This window comes from Cerasibacillus sp. JNUCC 74, assembly GCF_053667775.1.
The window spans coordinates 3,688,263-3,710,273 of record NZ_CM132207.1; the positions used below are offsets into that span (position 1 = coordinate 3,688,263).

Here is a 22,011-nt window from a genome sequence, read left to right on the forward strand (position 1 = left end):
TTTATTCCCCTTTCACAACTTTAACCTTACTACCGTCCGTTAGAGATAGTTGTCCTTTTACGATAACTGTATCACCAACTTTGAAGTCTCCCTCAATAGCTGTCTGGTCCGATTGAGATTCCTTTATGGAAACAACAGTACGGACCGCTTTATTATCTTTTACCACATAGATAAACGATTCATTTCCTTCTTCCTCAACAGCTTGAGTAGGAACGATTAACGCTTTTTTTATTCTTGTTTCAGGAACTTGTAATTTTGCTATCATACCAGGTAGTAATTTATTTCCTTTATTTTTTACGGTTGCCTTGATTGGATATAATCCAGTGTCGTTTGGCATTGCATCAGCTGATGTTATCTTAGCTTTATAATTTTTATTATCAATGGATACATCAAACTCATCCTCTACCTCTAGCAAATCACGATCGTCATCCGTAACGGTAAAGGTCAGTTTTAACGAGTCAGAATCAGCAATAATCGCTATCGGATCTTCGGTGGAAGCCAATTCTCCTTCGCTAACATTAAGTTGAGTTATTTTTCCATCTTTAGGAGCACGAATTGTTTGCTTACCAGCTGGAGATTGAATGGTTGCAATTGGATCATTCTTCTCGACTTTATCCCCAGTTTTAACTTCTACTTGATCAACCTCACCTGGGTTTTGCACCATTACGGGCATGGCCCCTTTGGGTTCTGTCCTGCCATAGATGCTTTTTTCAATAACAATATCTCCTTCTTTTATCTTCTCTGTTTCAACAGGAATAACACGTTCTTCATTTTTTACCTTTTTATCATCTTCCTCATTGCATGCAGTAAGCATTAAAGCTATGACGATAATGACTAAGCCAAAATAAATTTTTTTCACTTAAATAATGCTCCTCTCTTATCTACTATTGTAATGTTTTTCACCAATGGATTCTTTTATAGAGCCTGGATAAGCCACAAATAATTGTCACATAACCATGATGTAATCTAGATTTATCTTTTAACCCTTCACAAAAACGAGCAGTATATCTAATTCTAATTGAGTAAATAAAACTAGATGAAGAACGAAAGCTAGAAGCCCTCGTGTAGCAACGTACAAACCGGCGAGCTTCAAGCGAGATAAAGTGAAACTTCATTCAAGGAGCGCTTTTCTCCTTGAATGTTAGTACCGCAAGGATATGACCTAAAGGCCCTTAAACGAATCGGGGATTTAGGAGCCGTTTTTCTCATCATGTTCATAACATCATTAGCACATTTTTGAATTAAGAAAATACGGATCCTTACATCCGGGATAAAGGAAAACTTCTACGAGGAGTCGATGTTGACTTATCCCAGAAAAGAAGATAGAAGTTTGCTAACAGCACAAGCTCTGCTGAAACAGATATCATTTCCTGTACAAGAACATACATCTATGTTTTTAGATATACTTAAGTGTCTGTATAGGGATTAATGTCATTTTGGTTCCATTCAGAAAAGCTGCTGCTGAAATTTAATGTATTTTCTTGGAAAGCGATCTATTGCTACCAACTCTTGAAGATTATTCTGGTAGGATATTTTTAGTTAAAATATCTAACTTGATAGGCTTCGTATTCAGCATTCTTATGTATATGTCTGTTAGTATACAGTAAAATTCAAAGATATGCTTTTAACGTACAGGTAAGGAAACTACCGTTTTTCCCCTCTATTGAATTCAACCCATTTTTTCATTATCAGTATATACGTATTTGGTTAAAAATTTGTTTCACGAAATACATAAATTATAAACGACCAAATTGTACGCATGGTGGTTTTTCCTGTTCCTCTCAAATGTGATTCCTAATTCTCTGTAGAAAATTGACTCCTTTACACTCATTCGTTTTATCCATCTTCGTGAGGCTTCCATATCTCTGGCGATGGCTATAAAGCGAAACTTCATTCAATGTTGACTTTCTTTCATCACATACAGATAAAAGTAGAAAAAAGGCTAAAATCTCTGGCATCCTTAAAAAAGTAGGACATTTTTTAAGGATGCCTATCACGAAGCTCATCTTATCTGAACAAATCAGGTATTTAGGCGCCGTTATCTCACTTAAACTTTTGTATTCTCTATAACTTTTAAAGGAGTGGTCTTGCCGACAGCACCTTAGATTTAGATTTAAGTTAGACAACTACATGCTTGCTTTAATTTTACACAAGTTTCTCCTTTATTTATAGTACAGAATAGTAACTGCAAAAAATCAAATTACAAACATGACTGCTTTAGCATTTTCTAATGAACCTAGCTTTAACTTTTAAATCTTATCATCTGTTAACTACTATGAGGTGTTACGTAAGGTAATGTACAAGCGAAATACTTCGTATTCGAGGAAGTCCAAAAACCTAGTACAATTGAATTATGTTTTAGTGTGCATATGGACCTAATTATTGTCACTTTTAATGAAATAAACTAACCTGTACATTTGTTTTATACACTTCTAACTTAAAACGATAAGTTCCGTATCTGTTCCAGTTATGTCTAACATTATTGTATAGAATATCTCATTGGTTGATAACTGGCTAAGGTAATATAACTAACTACGACTTAGGATGTATTTCTAACGATAAAGATCACTTTTACTTTTCTAGTTTCTATTGTTTGATTTCGGTCTTTACATGATTAACTACTACTTGTTAAGTAATATTAATCTTTTATAGATACGAGTATTTTTAAACGTATTCATAATAACAAGCGAACCATCTGAAAAACAAGTAAAAATACTTTAAGATTAATTACCATTTTTAATTATTGGTACTAAATAACGATTCATACTTTATCGGTTATGGTAGACAAAACAGTTAAGTTAATTCACTTATACCGGTTATAAAACTTGCTATTTTCCTTTTTATCTTACTGTAAAAATTATCAGTGTTATAAATGCTGGTGAAATAATTTCATTGTAGGAAATCTGGATTGTCCAAATAAAACAGGGCGATTTAGATGTACGATTAATTGACTTGTTCGTTTATATTGTAGATCAAATGCATTTAAAGATATTTCTACATAACAGCCGCTCCCATCATAAAACGTAACGTATGTGCCGGAATTCTTTTTTTCATATCGATATATGTGGTGATAAGCGATCCAAGCATTGCTTTTATTTTTAATAGAAGCTGTCGGCATCATATAAACACCTTGTTCTGGTATTACTGGAATTGGGAGCTTGCTGGATGAATGTAAAACGTCTTTTACAGCCATCCTCCTGCCTTCTAAGGTAGATCCATATAACAGACAACTATAATCAATAATTTGTTCTGGTCGATGCAATGATCTCCTTTGTACATCATCTTCTAAAATGAGTGAACGATAATAAGTATATTCACTCCAAAATATAGCTTTTGTTTTTACTGATACAATATACACTGATGTAATACGTTGCTTCAACTTAGTCTCCTCCTCTAGTAATTATTAGACTTTTAACATTAATTCTACTATTTTGTCTATACTTTGTCTTTACTTAACGACAAATAGTTTCAATAACTAAAAGATGATGAAAGACTTTTATTTAGGAAGTAATTCATCTTGTCTTGCGTATCATTTTTGCTTACTCGTCTCTTTCTCTAAACTGAGGAGGATGATCATCGGATATGCAGTTCCTTTTACCTTAATTACAGAAAGCTTTCATTCAATTTCAATTTTTGTTGTCATGCTATGTTATAATTATACCTAATTTTAAATGGATTAAGGAGTTGATGTTTGGATGGATATAGCTGCATTATCAATTGGTTTAGCTAATCAGCAAATACAAACTAATGCAGGTATAGCGGTGATGAAAAATGCATTAGGAGTTATGGAAACTCAAGGCGCACAGCTTCAAAAAATGATTGTAGATTCCTCTGTTTCTAAAATAACTCATCCTACGCTTGGCAGACAGATCGATATAATGGGTTAAGATATTAACTTTAGTACTAAAATTTTATGCTTTTTAACGTAAAAAGAGGCAGGAAACATACTGTGTATGTTCTGCCCCTTTTAAGTATGGAACGAAAAAAATCAAACCATTATTGATTTCCTTGGTTATTATCTTTATTTTGATCGTCCATCATATTATCATCGTTATTATCAGTGTCAGTATTATCTTCTTCATTTTGGAGATCGTTATCATTTCCATCCATGCCGTTGTCATCTGCAGGACGATCGTTGTTACCCCCCTGATCTTCTACTGGTGTATCATTATTATCTGCAGGGCCTTGATCATCATTTGTTGCACAAGCAGCAATTAATGATAACATTAAAATAGATGCTCCAAGTTTCATAAGAAGTTTTGATTTCATTGTAATGCCTCCTTTTGTATTCGTTCGCTTTTAGCATAACCAAATCGAAAGAAGTCATACAATTTTTTATCCAATTTTTCCTAAAGTTGAAAGATGAAGTGATTTTTTTAATTATAATCATTAATTTTAAGGTTTAAAAAGGGCCGGAAATTTCAAGTCACCTTAACTTTAGCACAAAAATTTTCCTAACCCACAAAAACATTAGCTATGGCATTTTCGCCAAATATTGAACTTCCTGCAAAGTTTATTTTATAGCAAATAAAATTTCTGCTTCACAAGCAGTTTTTCCCTCCACTTTAGCAACTGCTTTTCCTTTACCGATTGGACCTTTTAATCGAAGTATCTCCACTTCCATTTGCAATTGATCACCAGGACGAACTTGTTGTTTAAAACGACAATTATCAACACCTGCTAGAAATCCAATTTTCCCTTTATTTTCCTCTAAGCCAAGCATGGCAATTGCACCCAGCTGTGCTAACGCCTCCAAAATCAAAACACCCGGCATAACAGCATATTCCGGAAAATGGCCTTGAAAAAATGGTTCGTTTGCAGAAACGTTTTTCAAACCAGTAACTCGTTTTCCTTCTTCTAATTCTGTTACACGATCGACTAATAGAAACGGATAACGATGAGGAATTATCTCTTTTATTTGTTCAATATTCATTTTATCAGCCTCTTTTCTTGTTTTATACCGCATCTAAAGTGCCGTCAGACTCCCACGTCAAGGTGGGGGATAATGGCACCTAAAAAGCTCCGATTCGTTCGGGAGGCCTTTAGGTCGTGCCCTTGCGATACTATCATCTAGTGGAGGATGAAGGATTCCCCGCACTGAATGAAATTTCTACTTTAAATTGATATGGTAACTGAAATGAAAGCATCTGAGTCGACATTAGACTTAGATGCTTTACTTAATTTGTTTTCGTAACAATGTCTATAATATGTTGCCATGTCTCTTTTTTTAAAGCGTCGATAGGCGTGCCATCACCAATGACTCCATAGCCGACCATTAGTCCAATCACTAAGGCAATTATACATAGAAGTGAAACGACAATAATCCTTAACCAAATAGGAAAAATGCGTAGTCTCGGGCGTTTTTTCGTAGTCCCTGCTTGCTGCCTTTGGTGTTTTTCACTTCTTTGTCGTAATTTAGCAGTGCTTGAATCAGTCTTTTGTTGGGAACGATAGATTAATTTACTACCATCTTCCTCTAAAGCTTTGGTAGAGCCTTTTCCCTTGACGAGATTCTGGTTTAGGAACATAGTTTTGTTTCTCCTTACTTCTAGAGGTTGTTTACGGTAAAATGACACATCGAATTCCTTATAGCTTATGAATCTCTGTGATGCAAATTTGCATCCCCTGCTATTCGTAACAGTCTCTTGAATTTCGACTCGACAGGACAGGCTGCTGTCAGCAGAATCACAGCACAGAGTAAGCTTCAACAGCAATACAATCAGGGTTTTCAAGCAGAACAGAAGCTAGAAGCCCTTGGTTAGCGACGTACAAACTTGGAGATCTTCTGACGAGATAAAATGAAACTTCATTTCTTGGAGTGCTTTTCCCAAGACTTATCATAGGAAGAAGTTCGAAGTTTGCTACAGCTTTCAGTGCTTAAGCTAGTCGAAGCTACTTTTCAAAAGAAATTATTCCCAACGAAAAAATGGTATAATTCCCTAAGCAATAAGGAACACTCCAGCAATGATACACATGGTTTTCATGAACGTTACCGTCTACCGGCCTCAGATCTTTTACCTCTTCTAGGAATAAATTGATATTTAGCGTAATTGATTAATGAGACCAAGCATTTGATCACTCATAGATATCGTTCTTGCATTAAATTGGTAGGCGCGCTGTGTCATAATTAACTCTGACATTTCTTGAGACATATCGACATTCGATGCCTCCAATGTGCCACTTTTTAAAATTTGTTCGTTCTCTCCCACCGGTTGAATAATTTCAGCTATATTAAAGCCGAGCTCTGCTAGATTAGGTAAACGGAATAAATTTTCTCCAGTTGCTTCTAGCAAATGAGGACGAACTGCTTCAACTACAGCAATTCTCCCGGCTATTTCAGTTGTGGCTCCACGTGTCACTCTAATTTCCCCATTAGGTAGGAGTGTAATATCATCAAACCCTTCATCAATAACTATCGGGCCGTTTATACCAAGAACCGGATTGCCATCACTGTTTGTTAGCATTACTTGTTGATTGTTATTAACTGGGCTTAAATAAAATGCACCATCTCGTGTATAACGCGTCTCGGTTACTCCATTTTCAATTACTTGAACTTGATATAAATGATTTGCATCTAGCAATGCCGTATCTAACGCTCGGTCTGTGTTTCGCAATGCGCCTAATTGCATATTGGAATTAATTGACCCAAGCTTGGCTCCCGATCCGATACGAATACCGTCCGGAGTTAATCTGCCTTCTGCGTTTCTAGGATCTGTTAAATTGTTCATTTGTTGAAACAGTAACGAGGAAAAATTAGCTTGCCTGTTTTTATAACCTGTTGTTTGACTATTTGCCAGATTGTTTCCGATCACGTCGAGCTTGTTTTGTAATTGGTTCATTGTAACTGCAGCTTGGATCATTGTTCTTGACATGCTAATCTCTCCTTTACACTAAACGAGCAATTTCACTGACTGCCTTACCCATACTTTCATCATAAGCCTTTAAAACTCGCTGATTTGTTTCAAACATACGGTAAGATTCCAACATTTGGGTCATTGATTGCATCGCATCCACATTTGAGCGTTCCAAAAAGCCTTGTTTAATAGAAAAAGTTGCTCCGGCTGGTACAGCTACAGCATCCCCAGCGTATAAATTATCTCCTTCTTTTACTAACTCATTAGCATCAGCAGCATAGGCAATGCCTAACGGAATAGCAGCATCAGCTGTTTGTAATAAGCCATCAGAGGTTACAGTAAATTCCAATCCATTCGTTTGAATTGGTTCACCTGCTTGATCCAAAACATAATAACCTTGATTTGTAACTAAGTATCCATCACCATCTACCGTGAAATTTCCATTTCTAGTATAGCGAACATCTCCCGCAGTGTTTTGCACAGTGAAAAAAAGCCTTCCTGTATCGTCAGGTAACTGCCCATCAATAAGCGCAATGTCAGTAGAAATTCCTGTCTGACGCACGTCCCCTTGCGTAAATGTTGGAATCGTTTCTTGTACATACACGCCTGTATTCAAGGCCCCTATTGGCTGTTGTTTTCTTACGCTAAGCGAATGTTGAGTAGGGAGTTTTTCTCCCCCCATTCTATTCATTAACATTTCTGGAAAAGCTCGTAAAGCTGTCTGGTCTGCTTTATAACCCGGGGTGTTTGCATTGGATATATTATTTGCAAAAGCCTCCTGCTGACGCTGCTGAGCGATCATTCCGCTGGCAGCTGTATAAAAACCTCTTAGCAAAGAATTCCCCTCCTTTTACAATTTCTTCCTTTATTTCAATCAAAGAGAATGTTTAAAAAGTCTGGTAAATATGACACCTTGAAATATCTCTTGTTAAAATATAAAAATTTTAGCGTTGAAGTTAAAACGAAGCGAATAAAAATTTTAGACAATTTCTGTACACCTAGTTTTTCTTTATTCCCTTCATTTAATTGTTCTGTTGTATCGGTATACACTTCTTTTTCAAGGACAACATATGCTACAGCGATACATTCGCACGCAGAAAAAGCACTTCTGCATTTACAAGACAAGGAAAACTTCAACAGCGACCATCGCAATTTTTAAAGATGTTGCGATCTTGGCTACCTTTATCTTCTTTTTAACATACAATTAAATGATCTTTTTCCGATCAACTTTGTCAATATTTTCTAACATCATGCCTGTTCCTTTTGCTACACAGTTCATAGGTTCTTCTGCAATAAACACGGGAACTTTTAACTCCTCAGCAAGTAATTCATCCATGCCATGAATTAATGCCCCGCCACCTGTTAAAATTACCCCACGATCAATAATATCTGCTGATAATTCTGGCGGTGTACGCTCCAATACGGATTTTGCTGCTTGAACGATCAGATAAACAGATTCCCGTAAAGCTTCCCCTATTTCTTGAGAATTTACGGAGATAGTTCGTGGTAATCCTGATACCATATCCCGACCACGAATTTCCATTTGCTCATCACGGCTACCCTGAAAAACAGTAGCTACATTAATTTTTATGTCTTCTGCTGTTCTTTCTCCGATTAAAAGTTTGTATTTTTTCTTTATGTATTGAAGAACTTCCGCATCAAATTTATCCCCAGCCATTTTAATGGATTCTGACGTTACAATGTCACCCATGGATAGTACAGCTACATCTGTTGTACCACCACCAATGTCGACAACCATATTGCCACTAGGTTGAAAAATCTCCATACCTGCACCAATTGCTGCTACTTTTGGTTCCTCCTCTAAATAAACCTTTTTTCCACCTGATTTTTCAGCAGCCTCTTTAATCGCTTTTTGTTCAACTTTGGTAATATTTGTCGGGCAACAAATTAAAATCCTTGGTTTGGATAAAAAACCTTTTACATTTATTTTATTAATAAAATGTTTTAGCATCGCTTCTGTAACATCAAAATCAGCAATTACCCCATCCTTTAACGGGCGAATAGCTTCAATATTCCCTGGTGTACGACCAACCATTTTTCTAGCAGCCTCACCGACTTCCAGTACTCTTCCTGTATTACGATCCATGGCAACAACAGCTGGTTCATTTAAAACTATTCCTTTTCCTTTAAGATGAATCAATACATTTGCTGTCCCAAGATCAATACCGATATCCCTTGAAAACATGGGCTCAAATCCTCCTAATTAGTTACTATGTATTATTTTTGTCCATACTGCTACTAATATAATATTTTACCACAAATCTCTACATTTAACTGCATTTTATTTAAATTTTGTTAAGGAAAATATAATTGGATGTAAACCTTTCCCAAGTATTATACAAAAACAGAAAAAACCTCCCGCCTCTTTTTTTAGCAGAAGGCTTTTTACTAATAAAGTAAAACTTCATTCAGTAAGGCTTTTCTTTTATCCCCTACTGATAGGGGTAGAGATAAATGCTAAAATCGCAGGAGTCTAGAAAAGGAAAAGCTCTTTATCATCGTCCGATATATCGCTGCCGTCGTCCTTCTTGTCCTTGAAAAACCGTGATGTTAATTTAAGAAGCTTTCCTTAGCTTGTCGTCCTGAACAAATTGGGCATTTAGGCGCCGTTTTCTCCCACTTTGAATCTTTTGTATCAATTCAGGACTTGAAGTGGGAAACTTACGGCACCTTACATGCGGGATAAAGCCTAAAGTTTTATACTTTTCTATAGTGTAAAAAAGTTTGTTCCTACATAATAATTGGATGAGTTTGGATCACATCGACGGGTAAATAGAAGATGCTCTAGACTCTATTTATCCTACTGGCTTTGCTTCCGTTTTTTTTGTAGCATCGACTTTATATTTTTTTCTCGTCGCTTCTCCTCCACGTAAATGCCTAATGGCCTTATGATGTTCCAATATGCTTTTCACTTTGCTTGCTAACTCTGGATTAATCTCTGGCAACCTCTCTGTCAAATCTTTATGGACCGTACTTTTAGATACTCCAAATTCCTTTGCTATTACACGAACTGTTTTTCTCGTCTCCACAAGATAATTTCCTATCCTGATCGTTCTCTCTTTGATGTAGTCGTGCACACCGTTCGCCTCCCTAAGTTGTATATTTCCGAGGTGGTAGTTTGAGACAGGTGTTACATGGATGGAATAGTTTGCAATAAAATGATTGACCGAAAACATCAGTGCAACAATATGTAGTTGCTTACCTATTTCACAACTAAATACGTTTAACATTAATAATATTCTGTATTTTATTCTTATACTTAGGACGCTTTCTATCCTTATCAATTGAAAAGTAGCCCCACATGCTCTCACCTCAGACATTTTAGAATGATTAGTTTGTATAAGTTTATTATGAGTAGATGTGGTTTATGCTTAAAAAAGCATCTTTGCGCAGTAGGACAGGCAATTTTTTAAAAAAGCTCTATAATTTTCTAAAGTAACATCGAACGGTTAATGACATAAGATAACGATAAAAACTCCCTCAGCTATGATTACTAAGGGAGCTTGACCAATTATTCATCTTTAGAAGATTTTGTCGAGCTATCAGATTGCTCATTTAATTGACCTTCTATTTCATCAGAGTCAGACTTGTCTTCTTGACCTTTATCAAGTGATTGATCTTCGGTAGATGACTCTTCTGCAGCTTCATCCTCTTGAGACGGATCTGCTTCTTTTTCTTGTGATTTAGTTTTCTCAGATACTTCGTCTGTCACACTATTCAGACTGCTTACAGGCTGGTTAAAGTATTCTTCAGGATTAACCTCTTTTCCATCCTTGCGCAATTCAAAATAAACATGTGTGCCACTGTCTTTTCCAAAAACATTTTTTCCTGCTACTCCTAATTTATCGCCTTGCTTCACTTCTGTTCCTGCTTTGACATTAACCTCTTCTAAACTAGCATAGTATGTTGTCACTTCATCATCATGTTCTAGTACAACAACATTTCCAAGCAATGGATCTTCCTTAACTTCGGTAATCTCACCGCTTAGAGCAGCTACAACATCGAATGACTTACCGCTTGCTGAAGCAATATTTACACCATCACTTTCGTAGTACTTATTGTTGTACAAGACCAATGCTTGCTCCTGCTCTTTTTGATCAGCGTTGTAATCATAAAATTTAGTTACAATTTCTGCTTCTTCTTCGTCTGCTATTGGCATTTTAATTGTTTCTTGCTGTTCCATTACAGGCTCCGCTCGTTCACCATGTTGTGCTGGTGTATATTCATTTCCTTCATCTTGAGCATCTGGAACCTGACTATCATTATTTTGATACCAAACAACTACTGATAACAATACGGCAGCAATAGTTAAATAGACAGCAGGGAAAAACCACTTTTTACGAAAAATTCGACTCCACTTATTTTTTGAAGTCCCTTTGTTTTCTTCATTCATTAGAACATCACCTCAACAACCATTCTGATCAGAAAAAGGTATTTATATACATCTTTCAAAAAATATTTTGCAGTTTATTGTATTTTTTAAAAAAAGAAGGGTAAATTAAGGAGATTTACTAGGATAAAGCCAGACTTTATTTTGCATAAGCACTTTTGTTCATGAAGTGGTGAGCACAGAATAGAGAAGCGCAATAAAAAAACTTGGCTTGTCGCCAAGTCTTTATGGTGAAAGCTATCGTTTTTCTTATACGATAAAGCCTAAAGTTTTATATTTTCCTACAGTGATTAAAAACTCCCGCCTATTTTGCGACGAGAGTTTGAGCAATATCATTAACCTTACTAATTTCTACATTTTTATAATAGTAGCCAACAATATCTTTATAGTTTTTCCCTTCCTTTGCCATTCCATTTGCTCCGTATTGACTCATTCCAACCCCATGACCGAACCCTTTAGTGGTAAATATAAAATGATTGTTTTTTTGTTTAATGGTGAAATCACTAGATTGTAATTTGAGCTGTTCTCGTATGTCCCTACCTGAAAAGCTGTTTCCAGCGATATTAACCTTCTCTACTCGTTTGCTGTCCGTATGTGTTATCTCAATTGGCAATGGAAACTGATCTGGCAAATCCATTTTTAACGCTGTCTCTAATTGCTCAAGAGAAAAGGTTTTTTGATCCAAAAATTTAGGAGATGACTTATCCCACGGACTTTCTACACTCCTTAAATAAGGTAGCTTATTTTCCCAGTAATCCTCTGAATTTTCCGTATATCCATTGCTAGTAGAAAAAAATGCTGGAGTTATTGGCGCTTTTTTATATGTTAAAATTTCTCCTTTTGTTTCTGCAACAGCTTCCTTCACCTTCTTCATCTTCCAGTCAAAATCACTGCCCCATATTTTCTGTAGCTGATACTCATCTTTATATACTTGATGTTGAACAGTATCTGTAACATCAGATTCTTTTTTTTCCGTTTCTCCATGAAGCTTTTGGTTTACAATATACGTTCTTGCAGCAAGGGATTGTGCTTTTAATGCTTCCTTTTCAAAATCTGCTGGCATTTCAGATGCTACCACTCCTACAACATATTCCTCTAATGGTATACCTTCGACCTTATCAGATGCTGTCCGCATAACAGACACAGAGAATGGCGAAGCACCTAGTTCTGCTTCACTCGCCACTTTTTCCTTATCGCCCGCATGGGATATTGTTTTTTCCTCCTGTTTATCAGCTTTTGTGTATGGAACAACGATCATAGTTGGTATAACAAGGATGGCAATAATTAAACTAGCTAATAGAAGTGAGGTCGGAACTTTCCAAACAGATGGGCGCTTTGGTGACTTTTGTAAGTAATAAGGTTTTTTCGTTTTTAAAAACAGTTGTTTGTTACCTGATGGTTTTTTTGAAATACTCTGTTGTTGAAAGGATGATTGTTGCTTTGATTTAATCTTTTTTAACAACGTGGCGTTTCGCTTCTTCCATGCTTTTGAACCACTCTTTGTTGAATAGTTACCTCGTTTCATTCCTTTCCTCCTTCAGTTTATTTAATCTAGCATACCTACTAATATATGTATACATTGTAAGAAAACAATAGAACTTAAAAAAATAAAGGAAAACTCATTCTGTAAAAACTCACTACAAATTAAGTAGAATTAAAACTAAACATACACCTAGGAACTTTTACTTTTTTAACCAAATTTGCATTCAAAAGAGAATTAAAAAGAAAGAATTCTTCACTCGATGACTGTTCAAGAAGCCTTCCCTCCAGTTCAATCGAACAAACGGACATTTAGGTGTCCCTTACGCTTGAGGATTTATTCTTACAGCACCTTAAATGTAGAAACAAAGGAGCCGATGTTACCTTAACGTAGGAAGAAAGGCGAAGTTTACTAGACGCTCAAGCACTTAGCTAGACAGCGAAGCTATCTGCAAAAACGATATCCACTAGAAGTTGGATATCGTTTCTAGGTAATTTAAAAAATCCTAGCCACTTATTAAGATATACCCATAATAAAGGGTAATTTACTGGAGACGTAGGATTTTTAACTATGTTTTTATTATTGATAAAGATGACAAGCTGCATAATGTCCCGGTTCTACTTCCTGCCATTGCGGTTTTTGACTAGCACAAATTTCCATAGCTGCAGAGCATCTAGTTCGAAATACACAACCACTTGGTGGATAAATGGGGCTTGGTAATTCTCCTTTCAATATTATTCGTTCTCTTTTCTCCTCTATATCTGGATCGGGAATGGGAATGGCGGAGAGTAAAGCCTGTGTATATGGATGAAGCGGATTGACATAGAGGGCTTCACTATTAGTTAATTCAACCAAATTACCTAAATACATAACTCCTATCCGATCGGAAATTTGTTTGATCATGGATAGATCATGGGCAATAAATAAAAAGGTTAACCCTTTCTCCATTTGTAACTCTTTCAATAGATTAACAACCTGAGCTTGTACAGAGACATCTAAAGCAGAGATAGGTTCATCTGCGATAATAAATTCAGGATTTAATGCCAATGCTCTTGCAATTCCGATTCGTTGTCGCTGTCCTCCGCTAAATTCATGTGGATAGCGATTGGCATGATCACGATTTAGTCCGACTTCCTCGAGCAACTGATACACACGTTCCTGCAGTTCTTGATTCGTCTTATACAATGCATGCACTTCCATCGGTTCAGATATGATGTCTTTGACAGTCGAACGCGGATTTAAAGATGCATAAGGATCTTGGAAAATCAACTGTATGCGCCGGTATAATTGAATTTTATCTTTTTCCTTCAGTGTTTGAATATCTCTCCCATCGTAAATAACTTCTCCGGCTGTTTTATCATATAGACCAAGGATAGTTCGGCCGACCGTCGATTTCCCACAACCCGATTCTCCGACAAGACCAAATGTTTCTCCTTTATAAATACGGAATGAAACATCATTAACTGCCTGTAAAGTTTGGTTTTTGCCAACATTAAAATATTTTGTTAGTTTATTTACTTGTAAGATTTCTTCTGTCATATAGATTCACTCCCTTCATCACACCAATAGCGTCGAATAGCACATAGCTCTTTTTCATAGATGGTACTCTTTATCTGGATGACTTCGATTCCCTTGCCAGTTTGCGGCGAGTGAAGCATCTTCCCTTCACCATAGTATACCCCGACATGATGCAAGCGCCCCTTTCCTTCTTCATACGCAAAAAACAGTAAATCTCCTGGTTGTACTTGCGAAAAGGTGATTTCCTTACCGCCTTTCGACTGGTCTACAGCATCTCTAGCAATCTGATATCCATTTGCTTTATGAGCTGTATATGATAGTCCTGAGCAGTCATAACCAAAAGAACTCATCCCTCCCCAAAAATAAGCTAATCCAACAAAGTCTTTCACCGAATCTAAGATTGCAGTTCCATTACCACGTGAAAGTCCCTTTTCCCGAGAAAAAAGTTCCACATCATGTACGTTTAAATACCCAATTCCATGAGGAGTGCATACCATAACTTCACTTTCATCATATTCTTTTACTGGAAGAATAGTTGAATAGCTTAGTTTTATTTTTGGCTCATCTACTAATCTCAGCCATGCTTTATCACTTCGAATAATTACTAATATTTGCTGTTGCCACTCTTCCCGTTTTACTGTTTTTAGCTGACATAATGGTATCCATCCCGGATACCCTCTTTCATCTTTAGCAGAAGGCTGTGAAGGGATAACAATATGTACCCAATCCCCTACTTTCTCTGTAATTACAACCTGTTCACCATATAGTAATTGTGTCTGAATTCGATTTTCTTCACATAAAGCCAGTTTAGCTTTGTCATCTAATTGACTAATCCACGTATCCATATTGGTTGGATTTGTAATACCCGGAAAATCTATACTTCTCGGTGATTCGGGATTTGTCCATACCGTAGCCACTGGAACACTTGAAACCCAAAGATCATAATTACTTTGCGCCGGCTTTTGTCTACTCATGTATAGTGCTCCTTCCCTTAACTTGTTCTTGACTAACTAAACCTAGTAAACATAAAATCATTCTCAATATAATAATGTCTTCCTAAGCAGTAACGGTTTAAACACATGATGGATACTAAACTCAATACTCTCACCAGTGATGACATGTGTTGGCGGAGCTTCTCCCCAACCAGTTATTCTATTATCACATACCTTAGCTTGACAACTGTTGTTTCAGCTGTAGTAACCGTACGTAATGCTGTTTTGTTTTAAACGGAGTATATAAAGGCACTGCTGACGAAATGTTTTTATTTCTTTTATGACCATATTTATCCCCCACATCCTACTAGCATACACCCGGCTGAATTTTCAATGTTTTTTGTTTCGTCGATAATTTTGCTTCTGTCCCTAAAGGAATAGCTATATTTGGCATACAATGGCCTATTTTAAAGCCTGCTAATACAGGTATATCTAAATCAGACAAATAATCATTAAAAACACGTTCCAATGTTAAAGACGGAACGATCTTTGGGCAAGCACCGGCAAAATCGCCTAATACAATTCCGGCTGCACTAGCAAGCTTTCCGGAGAGCTTTAATTGATTCAACATTCTATCCACCTTATAAGGTTCTTCCCCAATGTCTTCGAGTAAAACAATTCGATTTGTTGTATCGATTTCAAACGGAGTACCTAGTGTACTGACCAAGATAGATAAATTTCCCCCTACGAGCATTCCTGTCGCTTCTCCGTTAGCAATAACATATAAAGGAGCGATTTGTTCTGTATAGGTATACGTCATTGGTTGAAATAACTGTTTAAACATCACTGCAGATATAGAATCAAAATCATCTCTTCCAATATCAGAGGAAAGCATGGGACCATGAAATGTGACAAGTCCTGTTCGTTGACGAATGGCTGTATGTAAATATGTTATATCACTATATCCCCAAATGATTTTTGGTTGCTTTTTCATCCAGCTATAAGGAAGCTGTAATGCTATCCGTGCCGTTCCATATCCTCCTCTAGCAAAGATAATTGCTTTAATTGACGGATCCACGATCATGCTTTGGAAATCCTCCAGTCGTTCTCTGTCGTTCCCTGCCAGATAGCCATCCACTTTATTCACATGTTCCCCTAACCGCACCTCTAGTCCCATTTTTTCCAAAAACAATATTCCTTGCTGCAACCTGCTACTATCTGGTGGACCTGCAGGTGCAAGAATACCAACAGTATCTCCTTGGTGAAGTCTAGGAGGATAAATCATTTGATCCCTTCTTTCCTAGAAACAGGGGCTGATTTATGGGCCCCTGTTAACCTATTGTTTATCAGCATATTTTAAATCCAGGTAACCAACTGGGTGGCGGTGAATATTCGTAACTCCTTCCTGTAACACTTCTACTTGGTTGTAATAACGAATTGGAAAAATCGGCATTTCTTCAGCTAATAGCTTTTCTGCTTCATACATATATTCCCAACGTTTCTTTTCGTCTACTGCTGACTTTGCATTTGCAATGAACTCATCATATTTTTCATTTGACCAGCCAGTTCGATTCATATAAGAACCGGTAATGAAACTTTCTAAGAAATTAATTGGATCAGCATAGTCATATAAGAAAGAACTTCGTGACAATTGATGTTTTAATGCTTTTTGATCCTCTAGAAATACATTCCATTCCGTATTTTCAAGTTCTACATCAACACCAAGATGTTCACTAATCATTCCTTGCAATGTTTCTGCTACATCTTTATTAACATGATCCGTATTATATGACAATGTTACGTTAGGAAGTTCATCATACCCTTCTTCCTTCATTCCCTCTTCCAATAATGCTTTTGCTTCCTCTGGATTAAAAGAAATAAGATCCTCATTAACATCTCTAAAATCTTTTCCTTCCAGGTTCGTAAATCCTGGGGATACAAAACCGAAAGCTGGTTCTACTTTGTTTTTCACTACAAATTCTGCGATCTCTTTTTGATCAATTGCCAAAGCAAATGCTTTCCGAATTTTTATATTTTGAAACGGTTCCTCTGTCACATTAAACCGGTAAAAATCCAACCCGCCCTGCTCAACAATTTGTACATTTTCCCCATCAATCAATTGATCGGATAATTCTGCTGGAATTTCTGCTGAATCTAATTCCCCTCTTTCAAACATTTGATATTCTGTATTTACATCATCAATCATCGTCCAATGCACACCATCTAATCGTACATTTTCTGCATCCCAATATTCTTTGTTTTTACTAAACACCATTTCATTATCATGTTTCCAAGCATCTAACTTAAATGGACCGTTCGCAACAAATGTATTTGCTTCGGTGTGCCATTCTGGATTTTCTTCAGCAACTTTATGATTTACCGGAAAAAAAGCCGGGTTTGTTATTAAATGCAGAAAAAAGCCTGTTGGACTCTCTAATTCTACTTCAAGTGTTTTCTCATCTACTGCAGTAAGACCTAAATCATCTTTAGAGCCTTTACCATTGTTAAATGCTTCGCCACCTTTAATAAAATAACCGAGAAATCCTGCAGCTGAACCAGTATCCGGATTTAATAACCTTTCCCAAGCAAAAATAAAATCCTTTGCTACAACTGGGTCTCCATTTGACCAATTTGCATCCTTTCGTAAATGAAATGTGTACGTTTTTCCATCCTCCGAAACATCCCACCTCTCTGCAATTGCTGGTTGCGGTTGATGATCATCTCCTAAGCGAGTTAACCCTTCCAGCAAATTATTTAAAGCATCCCACGAAACATTATCAAAGCCGATTGCCGGGTCAAAAGATGTCGGTTCCCGGCCATTATTTAATTTTAAAACTTTTTGACCAATGCTTTCCTCTGCTCCGTTTTGTTTACTGTTATCTTTCGGTTCTTCTCCAGCTCCTTTCTTCGCAGTACATGCAGCTAAAGCGACAACAAAAAGAATGATGACCATACTGACTAACCACTTCTTCACACCTTTTTCCTCCTTAGTTTTATTTAAGTGCTGTTAGTTCTAACAGCTGCTTCGCCCGCCTATCCTGCATCCAGCAATTCACCTTATGAGATTTGCTCTTATCAATCGTGTTCGGGTAAACTTTATCACACACCTCCATTGCTAGCGGACATCTCGCAGTAAATGGGCAGCCTTGTGGCGGGGAGAATAAATCAGGTGGAGTCCCGTCAATTGGCTTGAGCTTCCCTCCCTTTACATCAAGACGGGGAACTGAATTTAGCAACCCTTTTGTATAGGGATGTTGCGCTTGATAAAAAATCTCACGTTTAGACCCAACCTCTATGATCTTTCCTGCATACATAACAGCAATTCGATCTGCTATTTTAGCAACAACGCCTAAATCATGCGTGATTAGAATAATAGCTACTTTAGTTGCTGCCTGAATCTTTTCAAACAACTCCAGAATTTGTGCTTGAATTGTTACATCGAGCGCGGTTGTTGGCTCATCAGCAATTAATAGTTCTGGTTCACAAATGAGCGCCATTGCAATTACAATTCGCTGCCTCATCCCACCACTAAACTGATGAGGATATTGCTTCAAACGTTCTATTGGATTGGGGATGCCAACTAATTGCAGCATTTCTAATGCTTTGGCTTTTGCCTGGTCGGCGCTAAGTTGCTGATGTTTGCGTACACCCTCCATTACTTGTGTTCCAATGGTTAGCGTTGGGTTTAATGCTGTCATCGGGTCCTGAAAAATCATGGAAATATCAATTCCGCGAACAGATCGCATTTGCTTTTCCGATAAACTTGTCAATACTTTATTTTTAAATGTAATCGTCCCTTTTGTTATTTTTCCAGGCGGATCGGGAATCAGCTGCATAATCGCATTAGCCGTAACACTTTTACCACAACCAGACTCGCCAACAATCGCTAAGGTCTCTCCTTGATGTAATTTAAAATCAACACCACGAACCGCCTTAACAGTTCCTCCATAGGTGGAAAATGTAACATGTAAATCATTTACTTCAAGTAATTTCTCCATTTGCTCACCTACTTTCTCAGTTTCGGGTCTAGTGCGTCCTGAAGCCCGTCACCTAACACATTAAATGCAAACATGGTAAAGGATATAAAAAAGGCTGGAAAAAATAATGTCCACCAGTGACCGGATAAAATTGCACCTAGGGAGTCATTCGCCATCACACCCCAACTCGCAAACGGTGCTTGAATACCCAGACCCAAAAAACTTAAAAATGCTTCTGCAAAAATGGCGCTGGGGACGGTTAAGGTCATTTGTATAATGATTGGACCCATCGTATTTGGTAATAAATTTTTGCGGATAATCCGTGATGTCTTTGCACCAAATGATTTAGAGGCCAGAACAAACTCATAATTTTTAATTTGCAATACTTGCCCCCGAACAATTCTGGCCATGCCTACCCAACCGGTGACCGTTAAGGCTATAATAATGGTCGCTAGGCTCGGACCCAAGACAACCAATAATAAAATAACGACGAGCAGATATGGAAGACCGTACAAAACCTCAATAATCCGCATCATTATATGATCGGTTCGCCCTCCTTTATAACCAGCTATACCGCCATAAACTATTCCTATCGTAAAATCGATGAGTGCTGCCATAACTCCAACAAACAATGATATTCGCGCCCCATACCAAGTCCTAGTAAACACATCACGTCCTGCATTGTCTGTTCCAAACCAATGCGCTTTGGATGGGGGCTGATATTGATTCGGCAAATCTTGTTTATTTACATCGTAAGGTGATAGGATTGGCCCAACGATTGCAAAAATAGCAAGGATAACTAAAAAGATGAGACCCGTCATTGCAAGTTTATTCTTGACAAGTCTCCTCCAAGCATCCTTCCAATAAGACAAGGATGGTCTGGATACAGTCTGCATCTCCGCTTTATCCTTTTCTTTCCAAGTGAACCAAGCATCCGGAATATTTGCTGGAGAAGGAAGTTGTTTGGATGTTTTTTCTGCCACATTCATCTTATTTTCCTCCCTTCTTATGCAACTTAATTCTCGGATCTAAAAGTCCGTATACAATATCAACGAGAAATAGCATGATAATGAGGAACGCACTATAAAATACAGTTGTTCCCATAATAACTGGATAATCACGCTGATTTATGCTTTCTACAAAATACTTGCCCATGCCCGGAACAGCAAAAATTTTTTCTATCACAAATGTTCCTGTCAAAATTCCTGCTAAGAGCGTGCCCATAATTGTGATAACGGGCATTAATGCGTTTTTTAATGCATGTTTAATAACTATTTTCCATGGAGATAGTCCCTTTGCTCGAGCCATTTTTATGTAATCTTGTGTTAATACTTCTAGCATGGTTGACCTTGTTAATCTAGCAATAATAGCCATTGGTCCAGTAGCAAGTGCAGTAATTGGTAAGATCATATGGGCTGGACTCAGCCATCTGGCTACAGGGAAAAGTTCAATATTAACAGCCAACTGCTGAATGAGAAGTGTAGCTAGCACGAAATTTGGAATTGATATACCTAAAACAGCAAATCCCATTGCTACGTAATCAATAATTTGATTATGTTTTAATGCTGCAAAAACCCCCAGTGTTACTCCAGATAAAACGGCAACAATAATGGTTATAATCCCTAATTCAAATGAAATTGGAAAACCGCGCATCAGCATATCGTTCACTGTTTGCGACGGCTGCTTTATGGATGGACCAAAATCGAACGTTACAATCGACTTTAAATATAAAAAGTATTGCACAATATAAGGTTCATCCAGATTATAATGCGCCTCTAAATTAGCCTGTACGACCTCATTAGTCCCTCTCTCACTATTAAACGGTGATCCTGGTATGGTAACCATCAGAATAAAGGTTAATGTTACAATTACCCACAGAGTTACCAGCATAATGAGTAAGCGCTTTAATATGTAACGAAGCATGGACTTTCCTCCTTATGAAAACCTCGTATTCATAGCAAGTTCTGTCATAACAAGCATCGCTTGATACGCTTCTAAAATATCTTTTGCTTTGAATGTAACAATCGTTGAATTTGGCTCTATGTACGTACCCGGCATTAAATTTGCCCATTCTGCTTGGCCATAGTTTGCAAATTCAATTCGCAGCACCGGTTGTTTTGGAGGAATAAGTGGTTGAACATGATGACGTCGTTCCATCGCATCATTTATTCTGGCAGATAATATCTCATTTGCTTTTGTTGGTGTAAGGCTATATACAGAGGATCGAGATATCGTATTTTTTACTGCTACAGCAGTGACATTAGGAATAAGCGCTTCTGCTTCTTGAGCTGCTTGATCATCACCAGTAACGGCTAAAACGGGTACATCATAGAAACCTGCAAGATATGCATTAAATCCCATTTCTCCAATTTCGTGATCATTAAGATACATGGTTCTTACAGCATGAATCATGGTATGCGACATTACCCCAAACTGACCGGCACGTACATGGTAACCAATAAACATTGCTCCATCAAAGGTACTATCCAAACCTTCCATCATAGAAAATGGCTTAACATCTCCGGTAATCAGTTTTGCTTCTGGATGTAGATGCTCAATAAGTATATTATTCATTTTGGAATGACTATCATTAACTAATACTTCTGTACATCCCTTTTTTAAAGCAGCAACAATCACGCAATTTATTTCCTCTGTCATGATTTTTCTTGATCGTTCATAATTATGCATAGTAGCTTTAACAAATGATTCATCCGGCAAGCCCGTTATCCCTTCCATATCTGCAGAAATATATAATTTCATTATTGAACGATCACTCCTCTAATGTTTAAATTTTCTTAAATTTTACCATATATAGAATGAAAAGAAAAGTGCATATTCT

The 22,011-nt window shown here is 37.1% G+C and carries 20 protein-coding genes and 1 pseudogene; 1 reads left to right on the forward strand and 20 read right to left on the reverse strand.

Annotation, left to right across the window (positions count from 1 at the left end):
• Position 1: 1 nt before the first annotated feature.
• The gene (locus JNUCC74_RS16405) at positions 2–859 is read right to left on the reverse strand and encodes an efflux RND transporter periplasmic adaptor subunit (RefSeq protein WP_454066139.1); all 858 of its coding nucleotides are present in this window, start codon (positions 857–859) and stop codon (positions 2–4) included.
• 2,007 nt (positions 860–2,866) lie between these two features.
• The gene (locus tag JNUCC74_RS16410) at positions 2,867–3,379 is read right to left on the reverse strand and encodes a competence protein ComK (RefSeq protein ID WP_077318485.1); all 513 of its coding nucleotides are present in this window, start codon (positions 3,377–3,379) and stop codon (positions 2,867–2,869) included.
• A gap of 316 nt (positions 3,380–3,695) precedes the next feature.
• Between JNUCC74_RS16410 and JNUCC74_RS16415 the strand changes: the two genes are divergently transcribed.
• Positions 3,696–3,887 (forward strand): YjfB family protein, encoded by a 192-nt coding sequence (locus JNUCC74_RS16415; protein ID WP_077318486.1) that lies wholly within the window; start codon positions 3,696–3,698, stop codon positions 3,885–3,887.
• Positions 3,888–3,996: 109 nt separating this feature from the next.
• On the opposite strand, the gene JNUCC74_RS16420 is transcribed toward JNUCC74_RS16415, so the two are convergent.
• The 18 genes and pseudogenes from JNUCC74_RS16420 to JNUCC74_RS16505 form a co-directional block, all read right to left on the reverse strand.
• The gene (locus JNUCC74_RS16420) at positions 3,997–4,269 is read right to left on the reverse strand and encodes a hypothetical protein (protein WP_077318487.1); all 273 of its coding nucleotides are present in this window, start codon (positions 4,267–4,269) and stop codon (positions 3,997–3,999) included.
• A 244-nt stretch (positions 4,270–4,513) separates the two neighbouring features.
• Positions 4,514–4,933 carry a 3-hydroxyacyl-ACP dehydratase FabZ gene (gene fabZ, locus JNUCC74_RS16425; RefSeq protein ID WP_077318488.1) on the reverse strand — a complete coding sequence of 140 codons (420 nt, stop codon included), beginning with the start codon at positions 4,931–4,933 and terminating at the stop codon, positions 4,514–4,516.
• A gap of 244 nt (positions 4,934–5,177) precedes the next feature.
• Positions 5,178–5,528, reverse strand: a complete 351-nt coding sequence (locus tag JNUCC74_RS16430; protein WP_454066140.1) for a DNA-directed RNA polymerase subunit beta — start codon at positions 5,526–5,528, stop codon at positions 5,178–5,180.
• A 513-nt stretch (positions 5,529–6,041) separates the two neighbouring features.
• Positions 6,042–6,872: a flagellar hook-basal body protein gene (locus JNUCC74_RS16435; protein ID WP_454066141.1), complete on the reverse strand. Its 831-nt coding sequence runs from the start codon at positions 6,870–6,872 to the stop codon at positions 6,042–6,044.
• Positions 6,873–6,885: 13 nt separating this feature from the next.
• Positions 6,886–7,689, reverse strand: a complete 804-nt coding sequence (locus JNUCC74_RS16440) for a flagellar hook-basal body protein (protein WP_077318491.1) — start codon at positions 7,687–7,689, stop codon at positions 6,886–6,888.
• 369 nt (positions 7,690–8,058) lie between these two features.
• Positions 8,059–9,060, reverse strand: coding sequence for a rod shape-determining protein (mreB, locus tag JNUCC74_RS16445; protein WP_077318492.1), 1,002 nt, complete (start codon positions 9,058–9,060; stop codon positions 8,059–8,061).
• A 610-nt stretch (positions 9,061–9,670) separates the two neighbouring features.
• Positions 9,671–9,952, reverse strand: a complete 282-nt coding sequence (gene spoIIID, locus JNUCC74_RS16450; RefSeq protein ID WP_077318493.1) for a sporulation transcriptional regulator SpoIIID — start codon at positions 9,950–9,952, stop codon at positions 9,671–9,673.
• 434 nt (positions 9,953–10,386) lie between these two features.
• The gene (locus JNUCC74_RS16455) at positions 10,387–11,268 is read right to left on the reverse strand and encodes a M23 family metallopeptidase (RefSeq protein ID WP_077318494.1); all 882 of its coding nucleotides are present in this window, start codon (positions 11,266–11,268) and stop codon (positions 10,387–10,389) included.
• 301 nt (positions 11,269–11,569) lie between these two features.
• Positions 11,570–12,790 carry a stage II sporulation protein D gene (spoIID, locus tag JNUCC74_RS16460; protein WP_077318495.1) on the reverse strand — a complete coding sequence of 407 codons (1,221 nt, stop codon included), beginning with the start codon at positions 12,788–12,790 and terminating at the stop codon, positions 11,570–11,572.
• A 534-nt stretch (positions 12,791–13,324) separates the two neighbouring features.
• Positions 13,325–14,284 carry an ABC transporter ATP-binding protein gene (locus tag JNUCC74_RS16465; protein WP_454066142.1) on the reverse strand — a complete coding sequence of 320 codons (960 nt, stop codon included), beginning with the start codon at positions 14,282–14,284 and terminating at the stop codon, positions 13,325–13,327.
• A complete protein-coding gene (locus tag JNUCC74_RS16470) occupies positions 14,281–15,237 on the reverse strand; it encodes a C40 family peptidase (RefSeq protein ID WP_077318497.1) in 957 nt (318 codons plus the stop codon). Before JNUCC74_RS16470 ends, JNUCC74_RS16465 begins: the two co-directional genes overlap by 4 nt.
• Before the next feature lie 69 nt (positions 15,238–15,306).
• Positions 15,307–15,543: pseudogene (locus tag JNUCC74_RS16475) on the reverse strand (dipeptide epimerase); the annotation flags it as partial.
• Between the two features lie 19 nt (positions 15,544–15,562).
• Entirely contained in the window at positions 15,563–16,480 is a 918-nt protein-coding gene (locus JNUCC74_RS16480) for a S66 peptidase family protein (RefSeq protein ID WP_077318498.1), read from the reverse strand.
• Positions 16,481–16,531: 51 nt separating this feature from the next.
• A complete protein-coding gene (locus tag JNUCC74_RS16485; protein WP_454066143.1) occupies positions 16,532–18,169 on the reverse strand; it encodes an ABC transporter substrate-binding protein in 1,638 nt (545 codons plus the stop codon).
• Between the two features lie 19 nt (positions 18,170–18,188).
• A complete protein-coding gene (locus JNUCC74_RS16490) occupies positions 18,189–19,193 on the reverse strand; it encodes an ABC transporter ATP-binding protein (protein ID WP_077318499.1) in 1,005 nt (334 codons plus the stop codon).
• An 8-nt stretch (positions 19,194–19,201) separates the two neighbouring features.
• Positions 19,202–20,161, reverse strand: coding sequence for an ABC transporter permease (locus JNUCC74_RS16495; protein ID WP_454066144.1), 960 nt, complete (start codon positions 20,159–20,161; stop codon positions 19,202–19,204).
• 1 nt (position 20,162) lies between these two features.
• Positions 20,163–21,095 carry an ABC transporter permease gene (locus JNUCC74_RS16500; protein WP_077318501.1) on the reverse strand — a complete coding sequence of 311 codons (933 nt, stop codon included), beginning with the start codon at positions 21,093–21,095 and terminating at the stop codon, positions 20,163–20,165.
• 12 nt (positions 21,096–21,107) lie between these two features.
• Positions 21,108–21,932, reverse strand: a complete 825-nt coding sequence (locus JNUCC74_RS16505) for a M55 family metallopeptidase (protein WP_454066145.1) — start codon at positions 21,930–21,932, stop codon at positions 21,108–21,110.
• Positions 21,933–22,011 lie beyond the last annotated feature (79 nt).